The following is a 12,038-nucleotide window of genomic DNA, read 5'->3' as shown; positions in this document are numbered from 1 at the left end:
CAAGAAGGGCGATTCTTTTAAATTATGTTATAATAGTATTATTGATTTTTTTGTATATACAAAAGCTATTTAAAAATTCTATATTATTAGTAGCGACTTATGGGGAGGTGACAGCATGGAATATCTTTTAAGCGAAGATTTATTTAATGAATTGTTTTTTGGCAAAGATTTTGTCTTTTTAATGAAAAAAGTGGGAGACGATTATCAATATATTCGCTTAAATAACGCAGCTCGAGCTTTGTTATCACATGAGGCGATTGGGAAAATGCTTTCTACCCTTACCTCAAGTCGGAAAATTTTTTCTATAATCCAAGAAAACTACAATCAAGCGATTGCAAAGCATAGTCAAGTTGATTATGTCGATTATGCCTATTATAAATCAGAAGTTCGTAAATATGAGACCTCTGTGCGACCGATTAAACATAATAATGAAGACTATGTTTTAGCCATAACAAAAGAAATTCACTATGATCGTAGTATCGAAGATAAGTTTTTATTTCTTCGCTCAATGTTTGACCATGCTTCTTTTTCTACAGTCATCTTATCAGCTGAAGGGTCTATCTATGAGGTGAACTCCAGCTTCACGGAAGACTTTGAATTAGATACAGAAACGATTAAACAGCAATTATTCATCGATCTACCAATTATTCCTAAAGATGAAGTAGGGAAAATCCAGAGCTATATACAAAGAGCAGCTATGGGCGAAAATATTGGCGAAAAATTCATCAAGCTTCATACACTGGATAAAAAAGAGCGCATGTATTTAGTTTCACTATCTCCGGTTATGCAATGGGATCATTCATTTGCTATTTTTCTTCTCATGCAGGATTGCACAAAATTCACTGAACAAAAAGCAGAGTTACGCTCAAAATCCCATGGTTTAGAGGTTTTTAAAGCTGCTCTAAATTCAGCAGCTTCCATTGCTGTGTTAGATAGGGATGCTAAAATTCTAGAAATTAATGATTTGTTTTTAAATGCGACTGGCTTCACGGCAGAAGAGCTAATAGGTCAGCCTTATAATTTAATAGAGCCTCGCTACAATGCAGAGGACTTATTACAAATAATTAAAAAAACGCTTAAAGCGGGGGATATTTGGCGAGGGGAGCTATGCTACCGTACAAAATTCCATGCTGATTTTTGGGTAGAAGCATCTATAGTGCCATTAAAGAATGAATTCGGGGAGACAGAACAATATTTATCCATTAACTATGATATTACGGACAAGAAAAGAATGTTAACGGAATTGAAAAATATTGAACGCACATTCCGTCTTATTACAGAAAATACAAATGATTTGATCGTCATTACAAACGAAGATGGTATCATTATTTATGCCTCGCCTTCCTATGAGATTTTCTTAGGTTACGAAAATGTAGAATTACAAGGTCAGTTTTATAGTAGCATTGTCGATGAACAAAGTAAGAAGTCTTGGCAAACATTTTTAAATAATTATTCAGGCCAAACGGAAACGCAGTTTGAGCTACTGTTGAGGGCGAAGGACGGTACGCCCGTTTGGACTGAAGGAAACGTAACAGTTGTTCATGATCCTGAACGCGAAAAAGTTTCACAAATTATGATGGTATCCCGTGAAATAACGCATCGTAAGGAACGAGAGAATGATTTATTATATTTAGCTTATCACGATACGTTAACACAGCTACCAAATCGTCGTTTTTTACAAAAGGAGTCTCCGAAACTATTGGTAGAAGCGCAAGAACGGAATGAGTGTTTAGCTATGCTTTATATCGATGGGGATGATTTTAAGCGAGTTAATGATCAGTACGGCCATGACACAGGGGACGACTTTATCCGAATGTTTGGCCAAGTTTTAATTACGGCTGTACGTAACCATGATTTAGTTATACGAATGGGTGGCGATGAATTTGTTGTCGTCCTAACAGGTTTAACTCGAAATAATGAGACGAGACATACGCAAATGATGGATATTATTAATCGCATTCGTAATGAACTAAAAAAGGGTTGGACAATCGAAAGTCATTACTTTGCTCCAACTGCTTCAATTGGTATCGCTTATTATCCGGATCACGGTCAAACACTAAATGAATTGCTAGAATTAGCAGATCAAGCTTTATATAAAGCGAAGGAAATTGGGAAAAATAATCTCTATATTACTGACGCCTAATCAATTATGTCTCGGCACAATTGTAGCTGTCGCTTTGCTTTCGGGACATAAAACATTTGCTGCTGAAAGAAGTTGAAAAAGTCTGTACAAACAAGTAGCTACTTGTGGTACAGACTTTTTGTTTGATGTTATGCTATAACGGTATTATAGAGGAAACCTCTCATAGTTATTTTAGAATAGAAGGTGAAGAAATGCCTAAAAAGATACTTTTAGTGGAAGATGAGAAGCATATTGCTCGTTTCGTGGAGCTAGAATTAAAGCATGAAGGTTACGATGTATTCGTCGCATTTGATGGACGTGAAGGACTAGAGCTAGCTTCATCTGATAATTTTGATGTACTGTTATTAGATGTCATGCTTCCCGGAATAAATGGAATTGAAATTTGTCGTCGAATACGTACACAGTCAAAGGTTCCCATTATATTGTTAACGGCCCGAGATGCAGTAATGGACCGTGTAGCTGGCTTAGATGCTGGCGCAGATGACTACATAGTAAAACCATTTGCTATTGAAGAACTATTAGCTAGAATTCGTACAATACTACGTCGGGTGACACCCGATGAAAAAATTGGGGGCTCATTACATTTTCGTGATATCGAAATAGATGTAGCGGCCTATGAAGTATTTGTTCAAGGGAACAAACTTGATTTAACGAAAACAGAATATGATTTATTAAAATTATTGATAGAGCATAAAAATAAAGTTTGTACACGAGAGCTAATTTTAACCTCTGTTTGGGGGTATGATACGGATATAGAGACAAATGTCGTAGATGTATATATTCGGCATTTGCGAAATAAACTACCGGGTGATATGAGTACCTATATCGAAACCGTTCGTGGTGTGGGGTATGTGATGCGCGAATGAAAAAATTAAGAGATTATATAGTCAATCAGTCACTACAAAAAAAATGGATGCTCACATCTAGTGCTGTTATATTTTTTAGCTATACGATTATTTGTATTGTTGTATATATTTCATTGCATACATGGCTACTTAATGACGAGGCAAGTCAAATAAAACGGGCAAGCGATGATTTGGTGTATTTTTTTGAGTCACAGGGACCTGGCCTTACGATTCAGGAAATACATCAAAATAAAGGTCTTTTAGATTCTATTAAAGATCGTGATCAAACAGTTAAATTATTTAATGTAGATGGCGAAAAGATTTTAAGTATTAATGAAAATTCACAGGTTGCACCTATTACCTCTTTAGGTGAAATTATGGAAATGACGATTGATAAAAAGAATGTCTTTGTCATAAATCAACGTATTCAGCTCGGATTCATTCAAGGCTATATCCAGGTGATTCATCCATTATCAAAATTTGAGTCTTTGATGCATTATTTATTGACGACAATGCTAATTGCAGGCATAGGAGCATTATTGTTATCAGCCTCAATTGGCTATTATCTAGCCAACTATTTGACGAAGCCGCTGCATGCATTACGTGCATCCATGAAAACCGTTATGGATAAAGGATTTAATGAACCTATTCAATTATCTTACTCGTCTCATGATGAGATTGGTGATTTATTGAAAATGTACAATGCGATGATGAATGAATTGCAAATATCATTTACAAAGCAGCAACAATTCGTTGCGGATGCTTCTCATGAGTTACGGACGCCTATCCAAGCAATTGAAGGACATCTGTCCCTATTGAAAAGATGGGGGAAGGATGATCCAGAAATTTTAGAGGAATCTATTGAAACTTCATTAACTGAAATTGCACGGATGCGTAAAATGATCGAAGAATTACTAGAACTTGCACGTCGTGAAGAAAAGGACATCACAAGTGAGGCTGATGCAGTAGCTGTTATAGAAGCAGTTATAGAGGAAACAAGACTCCTTCATCCAGATGCTCGAATATTGCTGTCGAAAAATGAAGAAATAGGGCGATTATTTATAACAGAAAATGCACTTAGCCAAATTGTTCGTAATATAATAGAAAATGCAATTCGTTATTGTGAAAAAATTCCTGAGATTCAAATTTCACTCTCCGTTTTAGAAAAGGAAGTATCAGTAAAAATAGAAGATAATGGAATTGGTATAGCGGAAGAAAACATTCCATACATTTTCGATCGCTTTTATAGAGTTGATGAGGCAAGAAATCGTCAAATAGGCGGTACAGGCTTAGGGCTTAGTATTACAAAAATGTTACTTGAAAAATACAATAGTTCAGTGGAAGTCAAGAGTGTTAAAAATGTTGGAACCGTTTTCTTGCTGAAATTCCCGCTGAAATATTGAGGAAAATCCATGCTTTATTTAATTATTTCATCCTTTGGGAAAAAAATTGCTTAATTTGCTAAAAAGAGTTGTATTTTTTGTGAAGAGTAGTAAGATTGAGATGGAAAAAACGTTCTTTAAATAATGGTTAAGATGTCAAATATCCTTTAAAAGAACGGAAAAATATTATATAATTAATTGTAATTTAATTAATGGAACTGCCGAAAGGCAAAATTTGGAGGTCATTTTTCATGTCGAACAACGTTACAACTGTAAGTTCTCCATGGTCAGCTTTCTCTGGTCCTAACCTAGGATATGTGATGGAGCAATACGACTTATTCTTACAGTCTCCTGAAGAAGTAGAACCGGAGTTAGTATTATTATTCCAACAATTTGGTGCACCAGTAGTAGTAGAAGGTGAAGTAGCTGTAGCTAGTAATACAGCAGCAGCTCCTGCTGGCGATTACAAGAAAGTGTTAGCAGCTGTGAAATTAGCAGATGCAATCCGTACAAACGGTCATTTAGCGGCAGATATTTACCCTTTGAAAAACCGTGAACTACAAACAGCTCAAATTGAAGAAAGCGCGTTCAACCTTAGCGCTGCAGATTTAGCTGAAATTCCTGCAGCTATCTTCTTCAAAGATGTGCCAGCAAACGTGAAAAATGGTAAAGATGCAATTGATTACTTAAAATCTGTTTATACAGATAAAGTAGCATTTGAATATAATCACGTAGTAGCAACAGAAGAACGTGATTGGATTCAAGCACAAATTGAAACAGGTTCATTTAAACAAGCATTAACTTCTAATGAGAAAAAAGCTTTATTAGATCGTTTAACTCGTGTTGAAAACTTCGAGAAGTTTATTCATAAAACGTTTGTAGGTCAAAAGCGTTTCTCTGGTGAAGGTTTAGATACTCAAATCATTCTATTTGATGAAATTTTAAAAACAGCTGAAGCAAATAACGTAGAAAAAGTACGTATTGGTATGGCTCACCGTGGTCGTTTAAATGTATTAACACACATTTTAAATAAACCTTACGATATGATGTTCTCTGACTTTGCACACGTATCTAATGAGTTATTTATACCAGAAGATGGTCGCCTTGAAATTACGAAAGGTTGGACTGGCGATGTTAAGTACCACATGGGTGCTTCATATATGCGTGAATCTGGTATGAATGTTAAGCTTGCATACAACCCATCTCACTTAGAAGTAGGAAATCCGGTTGTTTTAGGTACAGCTCGTGCAGCACAAGATGACACTTCTAAGCCAGGGCAAGCTGTTCATAACCGCACAAAAGGACTAGGTATTCTTGTGCACGGTGACGCTGCGTTCCCAGGTCAAGGTATCGTAACAGAAGTATTAAACTTCGCAAAAACTGAAGGGTTCACTACTGGTGGTACAATCCACATCATCGCTAACAACATGATTGGATTTACAACTGAACTACAAGATTCTCGCTCATCTCTTTACTCTTCTGACCCAGCAAAAGGTTACGAAGTACCAGTAGTGCATGTAAATGCAGATAGCCCTGAGTCTGTAGCTCTAGTAGGTCGTTTCGCAGCTAGCTACCGTCAAAAATTCGGTAAAGATATTATCGTTGACCTTATCGGTTACCGTCGTCATGGTCACAATGAAACTGATGATCCAACTGTAACAAACCCTGAAACATATTTATTAGTTTCTAAACATGAGCCAGTTCGTGCTTTATACGGTGCTCAATTAGTAGCTGAGGGTGTAGTTTCTGCTGATGAGGTTGCAGCATTAGATAAAGCTATTTATGCAGAAATGCAAGCTGCTTATGATCATGTAAAAGAAATGGCCGATAAAGATGAACACAAGCATTTAGAAATGCCAGAAGAATTAAAAGTAGAATTCCCACAAATTGATACAGCAGTTGGTGTGGAACGTCTAGAAAAAATTAACGAAGAGCTTTTAGTGTTTGAAGATAACTTTGAACCACAGAAAAAACTTGGCAAAATTTTAGAAAAACGCCGTGATGCATTTGCTTCTGCAAAAATTGACTGGGGTCATGCAGAAACTCTAGCATATGCAACAATTATTCAAGATGGCACACCAGTACGTTTTACAGGTCAAGATGCACAACGTGGTACGTTCTCTCAACGCCACTTAGTATTACATGACAAAAACAATGGTAAGTTATTCACGCCACTTCACCATATTTCAGGTGCAAATGCATCATTTACAGTACACAACTCTCCACTAACAGAAGCAGGGGTAGTGGGCTTTGAATATGGGTACAATTTAGAAAATGGCAATGTACTATCAGTTTGGGAAGCTCAATTTGGTGACTTTGCAAATATGGCGCAAGTTATGTTCGATAACTTTATTTCAGGTGCACGTGCTAAATGGGGTCAAAAATCTGGTCTAGTTATTCTTTTACCGCATGGTTATGAAGGTCAAGGTCCAGAACACTCTTCAAGCCGTATGGAACGTTACTTACAAATGTCAGCTGAAAATAACTGGTTTGTAGCAAACTGTTCAAACGCAGGTAACTATTACCACTTATTACGTCGTCAAGCAGCATTATTAGGAACTGAAGGTGTTCGTCCACTTGTAGTTGTTTCACCTAAGTACTTACTTCGTCACCCATTAGCTGCAGCAAATGCTGAGCAATTAGCAAATGGCTCATTCCAAGAAGTAATTGAACAACCAGGCCTAGGTTCAAATACTGAAGCAGTTGAACGCATTGTATTAGGTTCAGGTAAAGTAATGATCGATATTGCAGACCGTATTAAAGATGGTGAAGGCTTCGATCACTTACACATTGTTCGTGTAGAACAACTTTACCCATTCCCAAAAGAGCAAGTTGCTGGTATTATTGCTAAGTATCCAAATGTAAAAGAAGTTGTTTGGGTACAAGAAGAACCTAAAAACCAAGGTTCATGGAATTATGCATTAGAAACATTACATGAACTTTCAGAAGGTAAAAAGCTTCGTTATGTAGGACGTCCTGCAATGAGCTCTACTTCTGAAGGTGATGCAGATTCTCATAAAGCAGCTCAAGCCGCAGTTGTAGAAGAAGCAGTTGCTGAGCCTGTAAAGGTTAAATAATAATCACATATTAATTTTTGAGAGCCGGGCTACTTGCTAAGGCAGTAGCCCTTTTATGTGCACAATGCACGTTAATTAAAGGAGGAAATGAAAGTGGCTGAAATTAAAGTCCCTGAATTAGCAGAATCGATTACAGAAGGTAGTATCGCACAATGGGTAAAAAAAGTGGGCGATCGCGTTGAAAAAGGTGAATTCATCGTTGAACTTGAAACAGACAAAGTAAACGCTGAAATCATTTCTGAAGAAGCGGGAGTTTTAACTCAAATTTTAGCTGAAGAAGGCGATACTGTACTTGTTGGTCAAGTTATCGCAGTAGTAGAAGCTGGCGAAGGTGCAGCACCTGCTCCAGCGGCACCAGTTGCAGCAGCTCCAGCTCCAGCTCCAGCAGCGCCACAAGCGGCACCTGCCCCTGTTGCAGCAGCTCCAGTTGTAGAAGAAACTACTGGTGAGCGTGTAATCGCATCTCCTGCAGCTCGTAAACTAGCGCGCGAAAAAGGTATTGACCTTGCTGCTGTATCTCCAGTAGATCCACAAGGCCGTGTACGTGTACAAGACGTAGCAGCTCATGGTACAGCTCCAGTAGCAGCACCACAAGCAGCTCCAGCAGCACCTAAAGCAGTTGCAGCTGTAGATGAATCACGTGTAACAATTGAAAAAATGAGCCGTCGTCGCCAAACAATTGCAAAACGCTTACTTGAAGTAAAACAATCTACAGCAATGTTAACTACATTCAACGAAGTAGATATGACAAACGTTATGGCTTTACGCTCTCGTAAAAAAGACCAATTCTTCGAGTCAACTGGCTCTAAACTTGGTTTCATGTCATTCTTCACAAAAGCTGTAGTTGCAGCTCTTAAAAAATACCCATATGTTAACGCACAAATCGTTGGTGATGAAATTCACTTAAACAACTTCTTTGATATCGGTGTAGCAGTATCAACAGAAGAAGGTTTAGTAGTACCAGTTGTACGTGACGCTGACCGCAAAAACTTTGCTGAAATTGAAGATTCAATTGCAGACCTAGCGAAAAAAGCACGCGATAAAAAATTAGGTTTAGCAGATCTTCAAGGTGGCTCATTCACAATTACAAATGGTGGCGTATTCGGTTCATTAATGTCTACACCTATTATGAATGGTACACAAGCTGGTATCCTAGGTATGCATACTATCAAAAAACGTCCAGTTGAAGTGAATGGTGAAGTAGAAATTCGCCCAATGATGTACTTAGCCCTTTCTTATGACCACCGTATTATCGATGGTAAAGATTCTGTAGGCTTCCTTAAAACTGTTAAAGAACTACTTGAAAACCCAGAAGATTTATTATTAAATTCTTAATTCCTGAGTTTATAAAGCCCTGCGAACAATGTTTGCAGGGTTTTTTTCTTTTTTGGAACAGTTTTAAGGAGTCGACGAATAGAAGAGCTAGGGCGACGTTAAAAGAGACGAGGATTCTTTCGGCAAAGCGGCAGTCTTAATGATTTTCACCGTTTATAAAAGAATAAAAGGCATTTAAAGGAATAAAAAACCATAATATTGTAATTAGTCAGAAAAGTAATAAAATTATCTTGACGAACTTATCAACTTTATAGTAGTATCTTAATATCAATTAAATATACAAACCTCACTTTTACTTATTGTGAGGTAGAGGCGCGATATTTATTAGTTCATTGTTGAGTACAAGCAAGCGAAGACGCAATGAAGAAGGAACTATCGCCGAAGTATAAAAGGAGCTCGTACTTTTATGCTGGGTCTGCAGTGAATAAGTGCAGGACTGTCCTAGTAAATTATTTTCCAGGTTTACTAGGTTGTGCTATCTCGGAATAATGGAATTATAGTGAGGATTTGGGCAACTGTTAAAAAAAGTAAGACCTAAGTTCAGTACTTAGGTCTTTTTTGGTACAGTTGTCTTATTTTTTTACAGAAAAGGGGAATAATACATGAAAAAACAATGGTTAGTATTAATGTTGACCGTCATGACTGCAATTTTGCTAGCGGCTTGTGGTGCTGGTGACAAAAAGGCTACAACGTCATCTAGTAATGACGGTAATAAGACGAATATGGAAGAAGGCGGCGGCCAATTCCGTGTTGGAATGGAAGCAGGTTATGCTCCGTTCAACTGGACACAGCAGGATGATGCAAATGGTGCAGTAAAAATTGCTGATAATGCGGAATATGCGGGTGGTTATGATGTGCAAATGGCGAAAAAAATCGCTGAGGGCTTAGGAAAAGAATTAGTTATCGTTAAATTGGAATGGGATGGCTTAGTACCAGCGTTACAATCCAATAAAATTGATGCAATCATTGCTGGTATGTCACCTACTAAAGAGCGTAAGCAAACAGTTGATTTCACTGAAAACTACTATACATCTGATTTTGTTATGGTCATAAAAAAAGGCAGTAAATATGAAAAAGCAACTTCTATCCAAGATTTTTCTGGTGCTAAAATTACATCACAATTAAATACATCTAACTACAATGTCATCGATCAAATCAAAGATGTAAAAAAACAAACTGCAATGGATAATTTCCCGGCGATGCGTGTTGCATTAGAAGCTGGAAAAATTGACGGCTATGTAGCAGAACGTCCTGAAGGTATTTCTGCTGCTGCTGCAAATGATAAGTTCACGTATGTGAAGTTCGAAAAGGGCTTCGATACAGATATTTCAAATACATCCATTGCAGTTGGTTTACGTAAAGGCGATGCGAATCTTGAAAAAATAAATGAAATTTTAAAAGGTGTTTCTGAAGCTGATCGCCAAAAAATTATGGAAGAAGCCATTCACCAACAACCAGCAGCCCAATAACATGATGGCACGGGCTATCTACTAGTCCGTGCCATATTATTACAATTGATACAATAAGAATCTCTCAAATAAATAATAATGTCTTAGCTAAATGTTTCATAAAATAAAAGAAACAAAGGCTCCAGATAAGACACGATACTGTAACGAACAAGCAACACGACGTTGTTAGGAGGAACATCATGAGTTTTGAATGGATTATTTCTATTATTGAGAACAACTGGCAAATGTTTTTACGAGGTACGTATTATACATTACTTATTTCTATTAGTAGTACAATTATTGGTGCACTTATCGGATTTTTCATCGGAATTATGCATACCATAAAGGTTCGTAAAAAAGGTGTAAAGTTCTATAGCTTAAAGCTCTTTAATTTTATACTAACATGCTATGTCGAATTTTTCCGTGGTACACCAATGATTGTACAAGCGATGGTAGTATTTTTCGGGTTAGATATAGCATTCGGCATTGATATGCACTTTATTACGGCAGGTATTTTAGTTGTTTCATTAAACACAGGTGCTTATATGGCTGAAATTGTCCGTGGTGGTATTGTATCCATTGATAAAGGGCAGTACGAGGCCGCATCGGCCATTGGTATGAACCATTTTCAAATTATGCTACATGTTGTATTACCGCAAGTTGCACGAAATATATTACCTGCAACAGGTAACCAATTAATTATGAATATTAAAGATACAGCCGTATTAAATGTTATCGGGGTTACGGAATTATACTTCCAAACAAAATCGATTGCGGGTAATAACTTCCGCTATTTTGAATCTTTCTTTGTAGCTTGCGTCCTTTATTTCATTATGACATTCACAGCATCAAGAATATTACTGTATATTGAAAAACGTCTAGATGGACCAGATGCATACCGAAAAGAACAGAAAGAAGCAATATAGGGGGACGAACAGATGACAGTTATTAAAATAGAGCATTTAAGTAAATCATTTGGTCGTAACCAAGTGTTAAAGGATGTTAATTTCCAAGTAGAAAAGGGTGAGGTTGTCTGCTTAATCGGTTCTTCCGGTTCTGGTAAATCAACACTACTACGCTGCATTAATTTACTGGAAACTCCAAGTGGCGGTCAAATTATTTACAAAGGTGAAAATATTTTAGACGAAAAGCATAATATCCAAGAATACCGTACACATCTAGGTATGGTATTCCAGCAATTTAACTTATTTAACAACCATAATGTGCTACAAAATTGTACAGTTGGTCAAATGAAAGTATTAAAGCGTTCAAAGGTAGAAGCAGAGGAAGTTGCTTTAAAATATTTGCAAATTGTTGGTATGGATCAATACGTAAATGCGAAGCCAAGACAACTATCTGGTGGTCAAAAACAGCGTGTAGCGATTGCACGAGCATTGTCAATGAGCCCGGATGTAATGTTGTTTGATGAACCGACATCAGCACTGGATCCGGAGATGGTCGGTGAAGTGTTGAAGGTAATGCGTCAACTAGCGGATGCTGGGAATACGATGTTAATTGTTACACATGAAATGGAATTTGCCAAAGAAGTAGCGGATCGCGTCGTATTTATGGATAAAGGTGTAATTGTTGAGGAAGGACCCCCATCACAGGTATTAATAAACCCTCAACATGAACGGACAAAAGAGTTTTTAAAACGAACATTAAAATAACGATCGTTTCCAATAACAAAAAAAGTGAGTCCAATGTATGAGGGCACTGAAAAAGTCTATATCTTCTCACATTGCGAGGTATTCAACGATTTAATCGTTGAATACCTCGCTTTTTTCATTTGGCACTGTGACTCTACT

8 protein-coding genes and 1 riboswitch are annotated in these 12,038 nt (G+C 37.2%); all 8 genes read left to right on the top strand.

What is annotated here, in order from left to right:
- Nucleotides 1–115: 115 nt before the first annotated feature.
- The 8 genes from PVA17_RS23100 (at nt 116) to PVA17_RS23065 (ending at nt 11,900) form a co-directional block, all read left to right on the top strand.
- Nucleotides 116–2,143: a diguanylate cyclase domain-containing protein gene (locus PVA17_RS23100; protein WP_274069109.1), complete on the top strand. Its 2,028-nt coding sequence runs from the start codon at nt 116–118 to the stop codon at nt 2,141–2,143.
- 191 nt (nt 2,144–2,334) lie between these two features.
- The gene (locus tag PVA17_RS23095; RefSeq protein WP_132357915.1) at nt 2,335–3,009 is read left to right on the top strand and encodes a response regulator transcription factor; all 675 of its coding nucleotides are present in this window, start codon (nt 2,335–2,337) and stop codon (nt 3,007–3,009) included.
- Complete coding sequence (locus PVA17_RS23090; RefSeq protein WP_132357913.1) at nt 3,006–4,391, top strand: HAMP domain-containing sensor histidine kinase; 1,386 nt, start codon at nt 3,006–3,008, stop codon at nt 4,389–4,391. The genes PVA17_RS23095 and PVA17_RS23090 overlap by 4 nt, the downstream gene beginning before the upstream one ends.
- A 230-nt stretch (nt 4,392–4,621) precedes the next feature.
- Nucleotides 4,622–7,447: a 2-oxoglutarate dehydrogenase E1 component gene (locus PVA17_RS23085; protein WP_132357911.1), complete on the top strand. Its 2,826-nt coding sequence runs from the start codon at nt 4,622–4,624 to the stop codon at nt 7,445–7,447.
- Between the two features lie 93 nt (nt 7,448–7,540).
- Entirely contained in the window at nt 7,541–8,782 is a 1,242-nt protein-coding gene (gene odhB / locus PVA17_RS23080; protein WP_274069108.1) for a 2-oxoglutarate dehydrogenase complex dihydrolipoyllysine-residue succinyltransferase, read from the top strand.
- Nucleotides 8,783–9,081: 299 nt separating this feature from the next.
- Nucleotides 9,082–9,268, top strand: a riboswitch (Lysine riboswitch).
- A gap of 116 nt (nt 9,269–9,384) precedes the next feature.
- Nucleotides 9,385–10,251: a transporter substrate-binding domain-containing protein gene (locus PVA17_RS23075; RefSeq protein WP_274069107.1), complete on the top strand. Its 867-nt coding sequence runs from the start codon at nt 9,385–9,387 to the stop codon at nt 10,249–10,251.
- Between the two features lie 179 nt (nt 10,252–10,430).
- Nucleotides 10,431–11,156 carry an amino acid ABC transporter permease gene (locus PVA17_RS23070; RefSeq protein ID WP_132357905.1) on the top strand — a complete coding sequence of 242 codons (726 nt, stop codon included), beginning with the start codon at nt 10,431–10,433 and terminating at the stop codon, nt 11,154–11,156.
- 12 nt (nt 11,157–11,168) lie between these two features.
- Nucleotides 11,169–11,900, top strand: a complete 732-nt coding sequence (locus PVA17_RS23065; protein ID WP_274069106.1) for an amino acid ABC transporter ATP-binding protein — start codon at nt 11,169–11,171, stop codon at nt 11,898–11,900.
- The last annotated feature ends 138 nt before the right edge of the window (nt 11,901–12,038 follow it).

This window comes from Lysinibacillus sp. CNPSo 3705, from assembly GCF_028674935.1.
Lineage (GTDB): Bacteria > Bacillota > Bacilli > Bacillales_A > Planococcaceae > Lysinibacillus.
This window is presented reverse-complemented; position numbering and strand designations above follow the sequence as displayed.

Excerpts from the sequence above, each read along its gene's own strand:
- PVA17_RS23065 (WP_274069106.1), top strand. The coding sequence starts at position 11,169 with ATGACAGTTATTAAAATAGAGCATTTAAGTAAATCATTTGGTCGTAAC.
- PVA17_RS23085 (WP_132357911.1), top strand. The coding sequence starts at position 4,622 with ATGTCGAACAACGTTACAACTGTAAGTTCTCCATGGTCAGCTTTCTCT.
- PVA17_RS23095 (WP_132357915.1), top strand. The coding sequence starts at position 2,335 with ATGCCTAAAAAGATACTTTTAGTGGAAGATGAGAAGCATATTGCTCGT.
- PVA17_RS23090 (WP_132357913.1), top strand. The coding sequence starts at position 3,006 with ATGAAAAAATTAAGAGATTATATAGTCAATCAGTCACTACAAAAAAAA.
- PVA17_RS23100 (WP_274069109.1), top strand. The coding sequence starts at position 116 with ATGGAATATCTTTTAAGCGAAGATTTATTTAATGAATTGTTTTTTGGC.
- PVA17_RS23075 (WP_274069107.1), top strand. The coding sequence starts at position 9,385 with ATGAAAAAACAATGGTTAGTATTAATGTTGACCGTCATGACTGCAATT.
- PVA17_RS23070 (WP_132357905.1), top strand. The coding sequence starts at position 10,431 with ATGAGTTTTGAATGGATTATTTCTATTATTGAGAACAACTGGCAAATG.